The 15947-nt window shown below is 69.3% G+C and carries 17 protein-coding genes; 10 read left to right on the top strand and 7 right to left on the bottom strand.

Going from position 1 to position 15947, the window contains the following annotated elements:
- Positions 1-54: 54 nt before the first annotated feature.
- The 3 genes from ASF52_RS01265 to ASF52_RS01255 are packed head-to-tail and all read right to left on the bottom strand — an operon-like array spanning position 55 to position 2242.
- Positions 55-393: a DUF3325 domain-containing protein gene (locus ASF52_RS01265; RefSeq protein ID WP_056166302.1), complete on the bottom strand. Its 339-nt coding sequence runs from the start codon at positions 391-393 to the stop codon at positions 55-57.
- Positions 390-1910: a PepSY-associated TM helix domain-containing protein gene (locus tag ASF52_RS01260; RefSeq protein WP_056166300.1), complete on the bottom strand. Its 1521-nt coding sequence runs from the start codon at positions 1908-1910 to the stop codon at positions 390-392. The genes ASF52_RS01265 and ASF52_RS01260 overlap by 4 nt, the downstream gene beginning before the upstream one ends.
- The gene (locus tag ASF52_RS01255; RefSeq protein WP_056166297.1) at positions 1907-2242 is read right to left on the bottom strand and encodes a hypothetical protein; all 336 of its coding nucleotides are present in this window, start codon (positions 2240-2242) and stop codon (positions 1907-1909) included. The genes ASF52_RS01260 and ASF52_RS01255 overlap by 4 nt, the downstream gene beginning before the upstream one ends.
- A gap of 454 nt (positions 2243-2696) precedes the next feature.
- Here ASF52_RS01255 and minC (ASF52_RS01250) point away from each other — a divergent pair, with 454 nt between their 5' ends.
- From minC (ASF52_RS01250) to minE, 4 genes are all read left to right on the top strand, one after another.
- Positions 2697-3356, top strand: coding sequence for a septum site-determining protein MinC (gene minC, locus ASF52_RS01250; RefSeq protein WP_056166294.1), 660 nt, complete (start codon positions 2697-2699; stop codon positions 3354-3356).
- Between the two features lie 180 nt (positions 3357-3536).
- Positions 3537-4238, top strand: coding sequence for a septum site-determining protein MinC (gene minC / locus ASF52_RS01245; protein ID WP_056166291.1), 702 nt, complete (start codon positions 3537-3539; stop codon positions 4236-4238).
- Between the two features lie 14 nt (positions 4239-4252).
- Positions 4253-5068, top strand: a complete 816-nt coding sequence (minD, locus tag ASF52_RS01240) for a septum site-determining protein MinD (RefSeq protein WP_056166289.1) — start codon at positions 4253-4255, stop codon at positions 5066-5068.
- Positions 5065-5331 (top strand): cell division topological specificity factor MinE, encoded by a 267-nt coding sequence (gene minE, locus ASF52_RS01235; RefSeq protein ID WP_056087796.1) that lies wholly within the window; start codon positions 5065-5067, stop codon positions 5329-5331. Before minD ends, minE begins: the two co-directional genes overlap by 4 nt.
- A gap of 79 nt (positions 5332-5410) precedes the next feature.
- Here minE and ASF52_RS01230 read toward each other — a convergent pair whose 3' ends face one another.
- Positions 5411-6661: a NupC/NupG family nucleoside CNT transporter gene (locus ASF52_RS01230; RefSeq protein WP_056166283.1), complete on the bottom strand. Its 1251-nt coding sequence runs from the start codon at positions 6659-6661 to the stop codon at positions 5411-5413.
- 144 nt (positions 6662-6805) lie between these two features.
- On the opposite strand from ASF52_RS01230, the gene ASF52_RS01225 reads away from it, so the two are divergent.
- Positions 6806-6934, top strand: coding sequence for a hypothetical protein (locus ASF52_RS01225; RefSeq protein ID WP_056087800.1), 129 nt, complete (start codon positions 6806-6808; stop codon positions 6932-6934).
- Between the two features lie 194 nt (positions 6935-7128).
- Here ASF52_RS01225 and ASF52_RS01220 read toward each other — a convergent pair whose 3' ends face one another.
- Positions 7129-8754 (bottom strand): ABC-F family ATP-binding cassette domain-containing protein, encoded by a 1626-nt coding sequence (locus ASF52_RS01220; RefSeq protein WP_056166280.1) that lies wholly within the window; start codon positions 8752-8754, stop codon positions 7129-7131.
- A 179-nt stretch (positions 8755-8933) separates the two neighbouring features.
- Entirely contained in the window at positions 8934-10118 is a 1185-nt protein-coding gene (locus ASF52_RS01215; protein WP_056166278.1) for a patatin-like phospholipase family protein, read from the bottom strand.
- A gap of 65 nt (positions 10119-10183) precedes the next feature.
- Between ASF52_RS01215 and ASF52_RS01210 the strand changes: the two genes are divergently transcribed.
- Positions 10184-11665 (top strand): histidine kinase dimerization/phosphoacceptor domain -containing protein, encoded by a 1482-nt coding sequence (locus tag ASF52_RS01210; RefSeq protein WP_274533773.1) that lies wholly within the window; start codon positions 10184-10186, stop codon positions 11663-11665.
- On the top strand, positions 11662-12111 hold the full coding sequence (locus ASF52_RS01205; protein WP_056166270.1) for a response regulator: 450 nt from the start codon (positions 11662-11664) through the stop codon (positions 12109-12111). The genes ASF52_RS01210 and ASF52_RS01205 overlap by 4 nt, the downstream gene beginning before the upstream one ends.
- 18 nt (positions 12112-12129) lie before the next feature.
- Here ASF52_RS01205 and ASF52_RS01200 read toward each other — a convergent pair whose 3' ends face one another.
- Positions 12130-14010, bottom strand: coding sequence for an ABC transporter ATP-binding protein (locus ASF52_RS01200; protein ID WP_056166925.1), 1881 nt, complete (start codon positions 14008-14010; stop codon positions 12130-12132).
- Between the two features lie 235 nt (positions 14011-14245).
- Between ASF52_RS01200 and ASF52_RS01195 the strand changes: the two genes are divergently transcribed.
- From ASF52_RS01195 to ASF52_RS01185, 3 genes are all read left to right on the top strand, one after another.
- Positions 14246-14815 carry a helix-hairpin-helix domain-containing protein gene (locus ASF52_RS01195; protein ID WP_056166267.1) on the top strand — a complete coding sequence of 190 codons (570 nt, stop codon included), beginning with the start codon at positions 14246-14248 and terminating at the stop codon, positions 14813-14815.
- Between the two features lie 85 nt (positions 14816-14900).
- Positions 14901-15116: a hypothetical protein gene (locus tag ASF52_RS01190; protein WP_056166264.1), complete on the top strand. Its 216-nt coding sequence runs from the start codon at positions 14901-14903 to the stop codon at positions 15114-15116.
- 7 nt (positions 15117-15123) lie between these two features.
- A complete protein-coding gene (locus ASF52_RS01185; protein ID WP_056166262.1) occupies positions 15124-15939 on the top strand; it encodes a metallophosphoesterase family protein in 816 nt (271 codons plus the stop codon).
- Positions 15940-15947: the final 8 nt, after the last annotated feature.

Below are 15947 nucleotides of genomic sequence, written 5' to 3'. Positions count from 1 at the left end.
AGGACGCCCCGGCGCCTCGGGCGAGGCAGGACGCTTCAGGTGAGGCAGGACACTTCAGGTAAGGAAAGCCGCGGCGGCGGCGAGCGGCAGGGCGGCCAGGGCCGCCGGGCGGATCCAGCGCGGCCGGTACGAGACCAGGCCGACGAGGATCAGCGCCGCCCCCGTGAGCGACCCGATCCACTGCACCGGTCCGAAATTCCAGTCCGCCGTGATCACGGCGGCGGCGAAGGAGGCGGCGATCCCGCACCAGCCGGTCCAGCGCAGGGCCCGCGCCCGTGCCCGCGAAGGGGCGCCGTGGAAAATCGCCCGGTGGTGGCGGTCCATGGCGAGGCAGAGGGCGGCGAGCCCCGCGAAGCTGAGGGCGAGATTGAGGGCGACGGAGGACGGGGTCATGCGCGAGCCAGGGATTCGGGGGCGGTGGCCGGGCGGGTGCGGGCCGGACCGCGATACCGCGAGACCTTGCGGGCGCCCCAGGCCAGGGCGAGGCCGATGGCGATCATCGCGGCGTCGAACCCGATGAAGTCGAAGCCTCGGTCCGTGGTGAGGGCGCTCACGAGGGGGATCGCGAGGAACAGGAGGGCGGCGGCCGTGCCCATCTCACGCCAGGTCCGGTCGTGGGGGCGCAGGAGACCGACGACGGCAGCGAGCCCCCAGGCACCGAAAAACACCCCGCCCTCCCAGGTAGCGCGCGCCTCCAGGGCCACGGGCAGGAGCCGGTTGGCGAGGAAGAACGCCGCGATTCCGATGGGCAGGCCCAGGATGGTACCGAGGTTGAGGCCGCGCACGAAGCGCAGGCCGAAGTCCGGCGCGGTGCCGGGTTTCGGCGCTCGCGCCACCGCCCACAGGACGAGGCCCGTGGCGATGGTGGCCGAGCCCATGACGCCGCACAGGAAGAACAGCACCCGCAGGGCGGGCCCGGCGAAATGCGCCTCGTGCAGGCCGAGGAAACTCGTGAAGACGTGGGCGACGGGCTTCAAGGTCCCGAGGCGCGCGATCACCGCGCCCGAGACCGCCTCGAACACTACCTGCGGGTGGCGGTGGGCGAGGCCCTTGGGCTCTTCGAAGACAGCCGCCACCGTAGAGGCGGCGTCGCCCGGATTGTTGACGATGACCATTTCAAGGGGTTCGGACACCTCCGCCTGCGCCCGCGCCATCAGGGGTGCCAGGGGGAGGGCCTCGGCGGGGCGCCCGGCGGCGGCGCGCCAGGCCGGAGTCTGCCCGGTCTCCACGAAGAACCGCATGGCGTCGCCCTTGTAGGCGGAGGCGACGCCCCAGGGCATGAGGGTGAACGCCAGGGTGACGATGCCCGTGTAGGTGATCATGAGGTGGAACGGCAGGGCGAGCACACCCGTGAAGTTGTGGGCGTCGAGCCAGCCGCGCTGGGCCGATCGGTCCCGCCGGAAGGTGAAGAAGTCCGCGAAGATCCGCCGGTGGGTGACGATGCCGGAGACCAGGGCGACGAGCAGCACCATGGCGCTGGCCCCGACGATCCAGCGCCCGACCTCGGGCATCATCTGCAGTTCGTAGTGGACGCGGTAGAGAAAATCGCCGCCCTGCGTCGCCCGCGCGGTGGTCGGCGCGCCGGTCTCGGCGTCCAGGGTCGCCTGCTGGATCGGCGCCTCGAAGCTGTCGAGCCAGTACACCCCGATGAGGGGCCGATCCTCCTGCGGCACGGACACGAACCACGACACGGCCTTCGGCGCGTGGACCTTAAGGTAGGCTGCGCCGCGCTCGGCCGCGATTCCCGGCTCGACGGCGGCGGCCCGCAGCTCGGGGCGCATCCACAGGGAGATGTCGGTCCGGTAGTAGGTCGCCGTGCCGGTCACGAAGACGGCGAACATCACCCAGCCGGTCACGAGACCGGCCCAGGTGTGCAGCCACGCCATGGATTGGCGGAACCCCTGCTTCATGCCGGCGACGCCGTATCCACGAGGGCGAGGGCGAGCCACAGGCCGCCGCCCAGCAGGATGCCCGGAATGGCGAGGCCGAGGGCGGCCCGGACGAGGGTCCGGGCGGCGAACACCCAGACCACGGCGCCGACCATGACGGCGAAGCTGAGCAGGGTCGCCGTCGCCACGGCCTCGGAGCGGACCATAGGGAGCACGAGGGACAGGAACGCGGTGGACAGCGCCGCAATGGCGTAACCGCCGAAGGTGGCGAGCACGACGCGGCCGGCGACGGCGGCACGCACACGCCAGCCAAGGCCTCGACCGGGGTTTCGCAGGGCGGTTTCGTCCGGCATCGGCGGCACTTTCGATCGGCGGTCGCACGGACGGCAAGGCCGGGACCATCGCCCCGAGGCTACGCACCGCCGTCTCAGATTGGATGCGCTCCGCTATACCGATCTCCCACTTACGCGGGCAATCAGTATGTTATGGAACCATTCCAAAGTTGCTTTGCTGAATATCGGTGTCCTTGTCGAAACCTCCCGCAGCCCTCCTTCTGACCGAGAGCGCAGCCGTGGAATAAGCCGTTTCAAATCGTGTTGACGGTCCGAATGGAGGTCCACTCGGAGACTCGCTCCGGGTTAACATGTCGGCCGAGAACCACTCCGCCGGCCAAGAACCATTTCGGGGCTTCCGTTCACAACGGGCCGCGGCCCCTCCCCTCGGAAGAGAGATGTCGTGTCCGCAAGTTCCGCTGTCAGTCCGTCGAACCCCGCCCGCCCCCCGATCCGCTTTCGCGGCCGTTCGTTCATGGCCCTCGTCCTCGCGCCGGTGCCGCCGGTGGCCGAATGGCTGGAGGAACTCGACGCCCTCGCCCGGCGCTCGCCGGCCTTCTTCGTCGGGCGGCCGGTGATCCTCGAAATTTCGGGCGCCGGCCTCGACCGGGAGGGATTGCGGGCCCTCGTGGCGGACCTCTCCGGCCGCAACGTCACCGTGATGGGCATCGAGGGCGCGGCGCACGGTCTCCTCGGCGACGGCCTGCCGCCGCCCCTGGCCGGCGGACGCCCCGTGGAGGAGGTTGCGGCTCCGGAGGCCGAGGCGCCCGAGGCCCGGATGTCGGTGGCCTCGTCACCGGCGCCGGCCCGCTCCCTGATCCTCGACGCGCCCGTGCGCTCCGGCCAGACGGTGCTGCATCTCGACGGCGACATCACCGTGATGGGCTCTGTGGCGTCCGGCGCCGAGATCATCGCGGGCGGCTCGCTTCACGTCTACGGCGCCCTGCGGGGGCGGGCCATCGCGGGGGCGGCGGGGAACCCGGAGGCGCGCATCACCTGCCGCAAGTTCGAGCCAGAACTCATCGCCATCGACGGCCTCTACCGCACGGCCGACGACCTCGGGCCCGTCCAGCGCGGCCTGCCCGCGCAGGTGCGGCTCGAGGGCGACACCATCAAGGTGGCGGCTCTCGACTGAGGGAGCCTCGGCCAGGCGCCCCGCTTCGGCCCAGCCTGTTTCTTTCACCGGGCCCGTCCTGTGCTCCGGGGATCACGGTATCCCGGGACAGGGGCAATCTTTAATCCTTTGAACACGGCTCGTTAACGAAGCGGTAACCATACCGGGCATCAATGGTCTGGTAAGGAATCGCGAGACGCCGTGACCAGCGCCCCCACTCCCCGCCGATCCGTTGAGCTTCGTGGCCGTGCCTTCAAGGCGCTCGTCCTGGCCCCGGAGCTGCCGCTTCCCGATTGGTTCGCCGATCTGGACGAGGCCCTGAAGCGCTCGCCGACGCTGTTCGACGGGCGCGCCCTGATCCTCGACGTCGCGGCACTCGCGCCGGACGCCCCCGGCCTCGACCGGCTGCTCGCCGATCTCGGCAGCCGCCGCATCCGCATCCTCGGCATCGAGGGCTCGGAACTGCCCCTCATCGGTCCGGGGCGCCCGCCCTGGCTCGGCGCGGGCCGCGGGGTCTCGACCGTCGAGATCCCGACCGTGCCGGAGGAGCCGCCGGCGCCTCCGGAGCCGGCCACGACTTCGCTGACCATCGAAGGGTCCGTGCGGTCGGGCCAGTCCATCGTCCACCCCACCGGTGACGTCACCGTGATGGGCTCGGTCTCCTCGGGGGCCGAGATCCTCGCCGGCGGGTCCATCCACGTCTACGGCGCCCTGCGGGGGCGCGCCATCGCCGGCGCCGCCCGCAACCCCCGCGCCCGCATCTGCTGCCGCAAGTTCGAGCCCGAACTCCTCGGCATCGACCGCCTCGTCCGCACGGCCGAGGACATGGGCACCCACCTGCGCGGCCAGGCCGTGCAGATCTGGCTCGATGGCGGCGCCATCAAATTCGCATCCTTGGATTGAGGGAGACAGCTCGTATGGCCAAGATTCTGGTCGTGACATCAGGCAAGGGCGGCGTCGGCAAGACGACGACGACGGCGGCCCTCGGTGCGGCGCTCGCGCAGGCGGGCCAGAGCGTGGCGGTGGTCGATTTCGACGTCGGCCTGCGCAACCTCGACCTCGTGATGGGCGCCGAGCGCCGCGTGGTCTACGACCTCATCAACGTGGTCAACGGCGACGCCAAGCTCAACCAGGCCCTCATCCGCGACAAGCGCCTGGAGAACCTCTCCCTGCTGCCCGCCTCGCAGACCCGCGACAAGGACGCGCTCACGGACGAGGGCGTCGCCCGCGTCATGAACGAGCTGCGCGAAAAGTTCGACTGGGTGATCTGCGATTCGCCTGCCGGCATCGAGCGCGGCGCGACGCTGGCCATGCGCCACGCCGATCTCGCCGTGGTGGTGACCAATCCGGAAGTCTCCTCGGTGCGCGATTCGGATCGGATCATCGGGCTCCTCGATTCGAAGACCCTCAAGGCCGAGCGCGGCGAGACCATGGAGAAGCACCTCATCCTCACCCGCTACGACGCCGCCCGGGCCGACCGGGGCGACATGCTCAAGATCGACGACGTGCTCGAGATCCTCTCGATCCCGCTGCTGGCCATCATCCCCGAGAGCATGGAAGTCCTGCGCGCCTCCAACGTCGGCTGCCCGGTGACCCTCAACAACCCGCTCTGCGCCCCGTCGCGGGCCTACATCGACGCGGTCCGCCGCCTCAAGGGCGATACGGTGCCGATGGCGATCCCGTCGGACAAGAAGTCCCTTCTCAACAAGCTGTTCACCCGGAGGGCGGCATGAGCCTTCGCAAGATGTTCAACCGGCGGGGGTCCGCGCCGGTGGCGCGGGACCGCCTGCAGCTCATCCTCGCGCATGAGCGCGGGAATGCCGGCGGCTCCGACCTCGTGATGATTCTTCGCGAGGAGATCCTCGCGGTGATCGCCAAGCACGTCATCGTCGAACAGGACAAGGTCCAGATCCGCCTGGACCGGGGCAAGGACGTCTCGACCCTCGGCGTCGACATCGAACTGCCCGTCCCCCTGGTGGCCCGCAAGGCGGCTTGAGCCAGGCTCGACAATTCGAAGCGCGCGCGGGGTGCAGCCCTCCGCGCGCGCTTCGCATTTCAGACGGAAATTTCGCGTTTCACCCTCCGATGAACAGGCCCGCCAGGGCCGCGCTCGTGAGGTTGGACAGGGTCCCGGCCAGGATCGCCCGCAGGCCGAACCGGGCGATCTCGGGACGACGCTCGGGCGCCAGGCTCGACAGGCTCGCGAGTTGGATCGCCACCGAGGTGAGGTTGGCGAACCCGCACAGGGCAAAGCACAGGATCGCGCCCGTGCGGGGATCGAGGCTGCCGTCCTTGAGGACGGGCGAGATCCGGGCGTAGGCCAGGAACTCGTTGAAGGCGATCTTCTGGCCGAGCGCACCTCCGACGAAGCCGGCCTCGCTCCAGGGCACCCCCAGAAGCCAGGCCAGGGGCGCGAAGGCGGCGCCGAGCACGCCCTCCAGGCTGAGGCCGGGCCATCCGAACACGCCGCCGGCCCAGCCGGCGAAGCCGTTCAGCAGGGCGATGAGGCCCGTGAACGCGATGAGCATCGCCCCCACGGACACGGCCACCCCCAGCCCCTTCTGGGTGCCGTCGGCCGCCGCCTCGATGACGTTGACGGCCCGGGTCTCGCCGAAGGTGACGTGGGTGGAGACGATGCGGGTCGGCTCCGTCGTCGGCACCAGGATCTTGGCGTAGAGCAGGCCGCCCGGAATCGCCATGACGCTCGCCGCCAAGAGGTACTCCATGGGTACGCCGAGCGCCGCGTAGCCGGCCAGGATGGTACCGGCGGTCGAGGCCGCCCCGCTCGACATCACGGCGAAGAGTTCGGCCGAGGTCAGCGCCATGAGGAAGGGTCGCAGCGCGATGGCGATCTCGCTCTGGCCGATGGCGATGGTGATGACGGCCGAGAACGTCTCGATGGGCGAGGTGCCGAGCACGCGCCGCAGCACCGACCCGACGGCACGGGCCGCCGCCTGCATCACGCCGAAATGGTACAGGACCGCGATGAGGGCGGAGACGTAGAGGATCTGCGGTAGGATGCGTAAGGCGAGGATGAAGCCGCTGCCGCCGAACAGTTCGAACATCCTGGGTTCGACGAGGCCGCCGAACAGGAACGCGGTGCCGCGGTCGCCATAGCCGAGCACGGTCTGGACGAAGCCGGCCGCCGCCGCGAGCCCGGCCCGTCCCCAGGGCACGAACAGCACGAGGGCCCCGAGCGTCACCTGAAGGGCGAGGGCCGAGAGCACCACCCGGGGGCGGATCGCCCGGCGGTCGGTCGAGAACAGGATCCCGACGGCGAGGAGAAAGGCCAGGCTCGCGCCGGCGTGGAGCAGCTTGTCGGTCATCCGGCCTCGCGTGTTTCGGCCTTCGCCAGCAAGGCCGATGCCGTCACGGCGCGCGTCCCATGGGAACAGGTATCGGGACCTGCGTGTTGATGGGTCAAGCTGCGCCGTTATCGCCGGCGCTCCCCTCGACACCCGGAGCCAGCCATGAGCCTCATCGGACGCCTCGTCACCAAGATCCTCGGCAACGAGGACCGCCCCGTGGTTCGCGACGAGCGCAACTACGAGTCGAGCAGCCCGATCGGACGCCTCGTCACCAAGCTGCTGCGCAAGTAGGAATTTTAAAGCGCCGCCGTCCCTCTGGATGGCGGCGTTTCAGTGTTCCCCTCCCGCCTCCTCATCCTGATGCATTGGAGCGAAGCGGAGGCCTCGAAGAAGGGTTTCAGAAGGCGCCGCGTTCCCTGGAGTCCTCCTTCGAGGCCGCTTCGCGGCACCTCAGGATGAAGTTCGAGGTCGAAGAAGCGTCAGTTTCACGCCGCCCGGCGCTTGCCCTTCTTCTCCCGCCCCTGCCCCGGCGCGCGCTGGCCCGCGCGGGTGCGGTCGAGAACGAACTTCGCGTAATCGTCCATATCCCCGGCGAACGGCGTCACGGTGTTGTCCGCCGCCAGCCATAGGCGGTCCGCCACGAGCTCCATCAGCGAGCGATCGTGGGTGATGAGGATCACCGCCCCGCCGTAATCGTTGAGCGCATCGAGGAGCGCCCGGCGGCTGTCGATGTCGAGGTGGTTGGTCGGCTCGTCGAGGATGAGCAGGTGCGGCGCCTGCATGGCCACGAGGTTCAGGAGCAGGCGCGCCCGCTCGCCGCCCGACAGGGCGTCCACGGTGGTCTCCTGCTTGTCGAAGGGAAGCCCGAAGCTCGCCAGCTTGGCGCGGCGGGCGGATTCACTGTCGTCGGGTCGCTCGCGGCGGATGATGGCGAGCGGCGTGTCCTTCGGATCGAGGGCCTCGATCTGGTGCTGGTGGAACCAGCCGACCTGCACGCGCCCCTCGCGCACCATCCGGCCGTCGCGGACGGACAAGGCACCGGCCGCCATCTTGGCGAAGGTGGATTTGCCCGCCCCGTTGACGCCGAGCAACCCGATGCGGTCGTCGACGTCGAGGGTTAGGTTGAGGTCGCGCAGGATCGGCGCGTCGTCGCCGTAGCCGATGCTGGCGCCGGTGAGGTGCATGAGGGGCGGCGCCAGGGGCCGCTTCGGCGACGGCAGGTGGAACGGGGCCACGTGCTCCTCGATGGTGGTGGCGATGGGCTCCATCTTGGCCAGACGCTTCATCCGCGACTGGGCCTGTGCGGCCTTGGAGGCCGAGGCCTTGAAGCGATCGACGAAGCTCTGCAGGTGGGCGCGCTCGGCCTCCTGCTTCACCTTGGTCGAGGCCTGGAGGCGGGCCTTCTCCGCCCGGCGCTTCTCGAAGTCGTCGTAGCCGCCCGTGTAGAGTTCGAGTTTCTCGCCGGCCACGTGCAGGATCGCGTCGACGGAATTGTTCAAGAGTTCGCGGTCGTGGCTGATGATGAGCGCCGAGTGCGGATAGCGCTTCAGCCGCGCCTCCAGCCACAGGGCACCTTCGAGATCGAGGTAGTTGGTCGGCTCATCGAGGAGCAGCATGTCCGGCTCGGCGAACAGTGCGGCGGCGAGGGCCACCCGCATGCGCCAGCCGCCGGAGAACTCGGCCATGGGGCGTTCGAGGTCGGCCACGGAGAAGCCAAGGCCGGCCAGGATCTCGCCGGCGCGCGCGGGCGCCCGGTCGGCGTCGATCTCGATGAGGCGGCCGTAGATCTCGCCCATGCGCTCGGGCTCGGCGGTCTCGAGCTCGGCGTTCAGGGCCTCGCGCTCCGTGTCGGCGGCGAGGATCGTGTCGATGAGGCTGATGGGCGTCGCCGGGTGCTCCTGGTCGACGCTCGCCACACGGGCGGTCTTCGGCAGCAGGATCGCGCCGCCATCGGGCTGGAACTCGCCGAGGATGATCTTGAACAGGGTCGATTTGCCGACCCCGTTGCGTCCCACCAGCCCGACCTTGGAGCCCGGTGGGATGGCGACGCTCGCGCGGTCGAAGAAGCGCCGGCCCCAGGCGCTGAAGGTGAGGTCTTCGATCTGGATCATGCGGAGGTCACGGTTCGCCGAGGGGGCGCGGGCTCACGAGCGACCCACGGGGAACCGGCTTCCTATCGCATTGCAGCATGAGACACGAGACCCACCCCCGCAGGGGTGGCCCTCGTTCTTGGCTCCGGAGACCCGGGCCGACCCCAACAGAGGTGGCCCTCGTGATGCGTGGTGCCGCCTCAGCGGGCTTCCGCGACGGTCTTCAGCAGGGGCGCGGTCGGCACGTTCTTGCGCCAGAACGTGCCGGTGCGCCCGGCCTGGAAGCCGCTCTCGTAGAGGCTGCGCATGTAGCCCGTGTCGAAGCCCCGGGCCGCGGTGGTGTTGGGCGCCGATTCGTCGATGTAGGTGAGGTTGAAGCCGATGCCGTTGGACCGGGTGAAGGCGTAGGTCGTGGCCATGGTGGCCCGGCTGCGGGCACGGCTCGCCGTGGTGAACGAGCGCTCGACGATGGACAGGGTGTTGTTCTGCGCGAGGTCGAATTCCGGCTCCAGACGACCGTTGATGATCACGTAGATGTCGGATTTCGCGCCGGCCTTGAAGCGCCCGTCGCGCAGCAGGAACGATTGCGGCAGGGTGAACACCGGCGTCACCACCGAGCCGTCCACATGCATTTCCTGGAACGCACGGCCTTCGGCCTGCACGTCGAGGAGCTGGGGCGGGAACACCGCCGGGATGCTGGCGGAGGCCGTGAGCACGTCCGAGAACAGGTCGAGGGCGGTGGGTCCGCCATTGGTCGCGATGGCGCCCATGTTCCAGATCACGGCGCGCTGGGAATCGAGGTTGGTGGTCACCACGAGGAGGCGGCGGCCCTTGGCGTGCTGGGCGGCGATAGAGGCCAGCAGGTCCGGCGTCACGTAACGGCGGACGAGGTCGCGCAGGCGCCCATCGCCGAACAGGCCGGAGCCGAACAGAACATTGGCGACGCTCGGCGACTGAACCAGGGTGGAGGCGACGCCGCTCGTGTAGATATCCTTGAGGACCGCGTCGTATTCGGGGCCGACGAAGGCGAAGGGTGCGATGAGCGCTCCGGTGGAGACACCCGAGACGAGGGAGAATTCCGGGCGCTTGCCGGATTCCGTCCAGCCGTTGAGAATTCCGGCGCCGTAGGCCCCGTCGCCACCGCCGCCCGACAGGGCGAGATAGGCGAACGGCACCTTCTTGTTCTCGGGCCGGGCGGCCATCTCCGTGAAGGTCGTCTCGGACGCGTCCGCGTAGGCGCGCACGGACAGGTCCATGCCCGGCACCGTGGCGGCGGCGGCCTCGCTCGCCGTGTAGGAAACGCGGGGCGTGGAGCCGCAGGCGCCGAGCTGACCGGCAAGGAGAAGGGCGAAGACGCCGCGCGACCACCCGAGACGACGAGACATCGATATTTCCTAACCGCCCGATCCCACCGGATCTACGTAGCACGAGAACCAGCTTGGCCGTTGGGGTGTTCCGGCCCGTCTCGCTTCTCCGTCGAGGCGTGGTATCGGGGACACATCCGGTCGCCGGCGGCCTGAGGCGTGGTCGCCGCTTCAGGTTACTGGACGGATTGAACTTTCACCCGCGTCCCGAATTTAAAGCGGTGCACGGTCACGGTTACGAACCGGATCGGACTGGCGCCTCCACGAAAACCCGTCACGAAAACCCGTTCGGCGCCATCGCCCGAGGCGCAAACCCTGCGGCTCCGCGCGCCGGGACTTTCGGCAAGCGGGGACACCAAGCGGGTGCACAGCGAGAACGAGCGGCACGAACAGGATCGCCCGGGGGTCCCGGGCTTCCAGCAGAAGGCAGGACGATGGAACGGGACGACGCCTGGCACCTCACGGACGACCTGATGGTCGAGCACGGCAAGGGCGATCCCTTCGCCGCCGCCATTCGCGCGACGCGCATGGCGATGATCGTCACCGATCCGCGCCGGGGCGACAATCCCATCGTGTTCGTCAACGACGCCTTCCTCAGGCTCTCGGGTTATCGCCGAGACGAAATCATGGGCACCAACTGCCGATTCCTGCAGGGCGCCGACACCGATCCCAACGCCGTTCGCCAGATCCGCGAGGCCGTCGATGCGCGGCGCGACATCTCCATCGACATCCTGAACTACCGCAAGGACGGGACGACGTTCTGGAACGCCCTTTACATGAGCCCGGTCATCAACGAGGCGGGCGAACTGCTCTACTTCTTCGCCTCGCAGCTCGACATCACCGAACGCGTCGATGCCCAGAAGCGCATCCAGCACGAGAAGGAACATTTCGAGCGCGAGGTCGGCAAGCGGACACAGGATCTGACCGAGGCGCTGGCGGCGAAGACCATGCTGGTCCACGAGGTCGACCACCGCGTGAAGAACAATCTTCAGATGATCGCCTCGCTCCTGACCATGCAAACCCGTGCCATCGTCGATCCGGCGGCGCGCGAGGCGATGAAGACGATGCTGACCCGGATCGAAGCCCTCGGGACGGTCCACAAGCGGCTGTACCAATCACAGGACGTGCGTCGCTTCGATGTTGCCGAATTCGCCCGCGAGCTCGCCTCCGATCTCGTCCGCGGTTCGGGCCGGGCCGGCATCGGCCTGCATTTCGACCTCGAAGCGGTTGAGGTCCCGGTCGAGAAGGCGCCCCCCATCGCCCTGATCATGAACGAGCTCATCACCAACGCCCTGAAGCACGCTTTTCCGGGCGAAGCGCAGGGCCTCCTGTCCATCGTGGTGAAACCCGACGGCGATCATTTCATCGTCGGAATCTCCGACGACGGGGTCGGGATGCCGCGCGAAGTCCTGGGCAATCGTTCCTTCGGCAAACGCCTCATCGAAAGCTTGGCACGTCAGTTGAACGCGAGTATCGCTTGGCAGCCTGCCAATACCGGAGCGCGGCCCGGAACTTGGATCGACATCCGCCTGCCGCTCGAGACCGCCACCAGCAGGGAGACAGCGTGAGCGAACCCCTTCGGGTCCTGATCGCGGAAGACGAAGCCCTCGTCGCGATGCAGCTCGAATTTCTCCTCGAGGATTGCGGTCACGCGGTCGTCGGGACCGCCGACACGGCACAGGGCGCGATCCGCCTGGCGCGTGAAACCCAGCCCGACATCGTGTTCGTCGATCTGCAATTGCGCGGGGGCTCGTCCGGCCTCGATATCGTCCGGACCCTGCGGGACGAATCCGATGCCATGCTCGTGTTCGTCACCGCCAACGCCCGGCGCTTCTCCGAGGATTTCGAGGGAGCGGTCGGTGTGATCGCCAAACCCTTCAGCGAAGCGGTGATCCTCGATACCATCGCGTATCTGGAAGCCTGCGTGCGCAATCCGCCACCCACCATGGACGCGCCCCTGGGCCTGAACCTGGCCCCGGACTACCGGGCGCAGATGGACAGCCTGCGGGACTGACGCGGGCGCGGGACGGCGTCAGCGATAGCCGGCCGCCTGCAGCTCGAACAGTTCGGCGTATCGGCCGCCCGTGGCCTGCAGCTCGGCATGGGTGCCGGCTTCGAGGACCCGGCCACCATCCAGAACCAGGATGCGGTCGGCCATGCGGACCGTGGAGAAGCGGTGGGAAATGATCACCGCCGTGCGCCCGTGGCTGAGGTCGCGAAAACGCTGGAACACCTCGAACTCGGCCCGTGCGTCGAGGGCTGCCGTGGGCTCGTCGAGGATGAGGATCTCGGCCTCGCGCATGTAGGCGCGGCTGAGCGCGATCTTCTGCCACTGGCCGCCGGAGAGGTCGACGCCTTCGGCGAACAGCTTGCCGAGCGGCTGGTCGTAGGCCAGCGGCAGGCGTGCGATCACGGCGTCGGCCAGACTGCGCCGCGCCGCACGGGCGATGCGCGCCTCGTCGGCGCGGGCCTCGATCCGGCCCACCGCGACGTTCTGGCCGGCGGTGAGGTTGAAGCGCACGAAATCCTGGAAGATCACGCCGATGCGGGCGCGCAGCGCGTCGAGATCGTAGTCCGGGAGAGGGCGTCCATCGAGGAGAACCCGGCCCTCGGTCGGGTCGTAGAGCCGGGTCAGCAGCTTGACGATGGTCGTCTTGCCGGCGCCGTTCTCGCCGACGAGCGCCAGGACCTCGCCGGCGCGAAGATGGAACCCGAGGTGGCGCACCGCCCAGACATCCGTGCCCGGATAGCGGAAGCCCACATCCTCGAAGACGATTCCCTCGACCATACGGTTCGGGAGTGGAATCGGCGAGGCCGGCGAGCGGACGGACGGCACGAGGGCGAAGAACGCGAACAGGTCGTCGAGGTACTGTGCCCCGGAAGCGATCTGCGAGACCCCCTGCAGCAGGCCCTCGATGAGGGAGCGCAGGCGCTGGAACGATCCGGCCAGGAACGCGAGATCCCCGATGGAGAACTGTCCGGCCGCCGTACGCCAGACCAGGGTGGCATAGGCTGCGTAATAGGCGAGACTGCCGAGGGCCGCGAAGCCGCCGCCCCAGGCGGCGCGGCGCAGGGCCAGGTCCCGGTTGTCGGCGATGAGCTTTTCCGCGAGGGCACCGTAACGCTCGGCGATGTAGCCGTTGAGGCCGAACAGCTTCACTTCCTTGGCCGACTCGACGCTGGCACCCAGCGTCCGCAGGTAATCGATCTGTCGCCGCTCCGGCGTGCGTGTCCAGGCGAGGCGGTAGCCCTGGCGGTTGAAGTACGTCTCGTTGAGGAAGGCCGGCACCAGGGCCAGGGCCACGAGGAGGATGAGCCAGGGCGCATAGGCCGCCAACCCGATGGCGAAGGCCGCGAGGGTGATGAGGTCCTGCCCCTGGCCGAAGAGCTGGAACAGCAGGTTCGAGCGGCCGGTGACCTGCCGGCGCGCCCGCTCCAGGCGGTCCTGCTGGGCCGCATCCTCGAACTGGGCGAGATCGAGGTCGGCGGCGTGGCGCATGAGCCGGAGGCTGGCGGCGTTGCCGTAGCGATCGGCGACAAGGCCGTCGACGAGGGTGCTGGCACGGCCCAGAAGATCGGACAGGATCGCCAGTCCGAATTCGAGGACGACGAGTCCGGCGAGGTGCCTCAAGGCCGGATCGGCCATCCAGGCGTCGATGCCGAGGCCGATCGGGTGCGGTCGGGCATGTTCGGCCACGATGGCGTCGAGGATGAGTTTCGCCACGTAGAGCATCGACACGGGCAGGCTCGCCCGGGCGAGCCGCAGGGCGAGGCTCGCCGGCAGCAGGCGCGGGCTCGCGGCGTAGACGAGGCGGGCGAGGGCCGGCAGATGGCGCAGGGCGCCGAAGCGCTCGGCGAGGGCACCGTCCGGCGGCGCGGTGGAGGGAGCGGGGTCGGGACGGGGTGCTGGCATCGGCGCGGACCATGGCGGGGCCGGGCCCATGCGTCGATCCCGGCCGGCGGTGCCGGGCTGTCGCAGGCCGTGGCGCCGGTGCCTTGAGAGATCGGACGATCCCCGTGCGATCGGACGGGTGGCAAAAGGGGCTTTTATCGACAGGAGATTGCCGCCCGTCGCGTCCGCGCCGGGGCATCGACCTGTAACCCATGATAAACGAGGGATCGTTTCTCGTATCCGAGGCCGCCACCGAATGCTCAGCGGTTCAGCCTTCCTGCGGGTCGTGGTTCTCCTGATCGTGGCGGCCGGGCTGGCTGGAATCGTCCAGCGCTACTGGTCGCCCGCGACCGTCGACCCCGATCCGGGGCCCGCGGCCGTGCCGGTGGATCCACCGCGCACCGTGCGCCGTGCCGACCCTGCGCCCGTTCCGACAGCCCCCCCGGCGCCCGTCCAGCCGATACCGCAGGCCCCTGTCGCATCCGCCGCTCCGATGCCCCCTTCCCTCGCACCGACGCCCACGCCCCCGACGCCGTCCGTGCCCGCCAGATCCGCCCCGTCCGCCCCCCTGACGTTCGAGCCCTCGATCGCCGCGGGCGAAGGGGAGGTCGCCAGCGCGTCCGACAATGCCGGCCCGCGCGCCATGGCCATCGCCGATCTCAACACCGCGAGCGTCGCCGAGCTCAACGGCCTCAAGGGCGGGGGCATGATCGGCCGCTCCATCGTGCAGAAGCGGCCCTACGCGTCCGTCGATCAGCTCCTGTCGAAGCGCGTCCTGAGCCGGGCGACCTACGAGCGGATCAAGGATCAGGTCACGGTGCGTTGAGGATGCGGGACGGGTAGCGTCGGGCGCGGCGGGTGCCTACACTGACACCGCGGCGACGCCAGCCGTATCGAGCCCAGGACCGACCATGTTTGCGCAAGCCGGTGGCGTGACCTTCCGCGAGGATCTCGGCGTCGAGGAGACCACCGAGACGGACAACATCGTCCGCTGGGACGGCGAGAAGCTCTACGTGGAGCACGACATCTACCACAACGGCCAGCTGGTTCACCGCAAGTACCGCAAGACCGTCACCGAGCCCGTGGCTCGCGCGCTCCAGGCGATCATCAACCGCGCCCAGCAATAAACCGGCGTTGCGGCGCCTCGCCCACATCTCGGACCTGCATTTCGGCCGAACGAACCCGGCCGTGGTCGAGGGGCTCATCACAGAACTCAACCGCGATCGTCCCGACCTCGTCATCGCGTCGGGGGATTTCACCATGCGTGCGCGCAAGCTGGAGTACGCGGCGGCCCGGGCCTTCCTGGCACGCCTCGACGCGCCGTGGATCGCCGTGCCGGGCAACCACGACATCTCGCCGTTCCACCTCGTGCAGCGCTTCCTCCGGCCGTTCGCGCGCTACCGCCGCTACATCGCGCCCAGCACGGAGCCGACCCATCTCGACGACGAGATCGGCATCGTCTGCCTCAACACAGTGCGGACCTGGGCGCCCGAGGCCGACTGGTCGCAGGGCAAGATCCGGCGGCGCCAGATCGTGCAGGCCGAGGCGCGGCTCGCCGCCATGCCGGCGCACGTGTTCCGGATTGTGGTGGGACATCACCCGTTCATGCCGCCGCCCTGGGACGAGGAAGCCCGCCTCGTCGGCCGCGCCGACTTGGCGCTCGCCGCGTTCCGGCGCCAGGGCGTCGGACTGACCCTCGCCGGCCACCTCCACCGGCACTACGCCCGGTTCGCCGAAGCCGACGCCTCGGGTGCTGCGAACGACACGGTGGACCGGGGCGTCATGCGGGGCCGACGCGGGCATCTGCTCGCGGTCCAAGCGGGTTCGGCCACCTCGACCCGCCTGCGCGGCTCCGAACCCAACGCCTACAACCGCATCGTCATCGCGGACGGCGCCGCCACCGTGACCGTGCGGCTGTGGCATGGCAGCGGTTGGCGGGACGCCGAGTAGGCTCCTCG

The organism is Methylobacterium sp. Leaf112 (assembly GCF_001423295.1).
Lineage (GTDB): Bacteria > Pseudomonadota > Alphaproteobacteria > Rhizobiales > Beijerinckiaceae > Methylobacterium.
The sequence above is the reverse complement of the archived record's forward strand: the minus strand, read 5'-3'. Positions and strand labels throughout refer to the sequence as shown.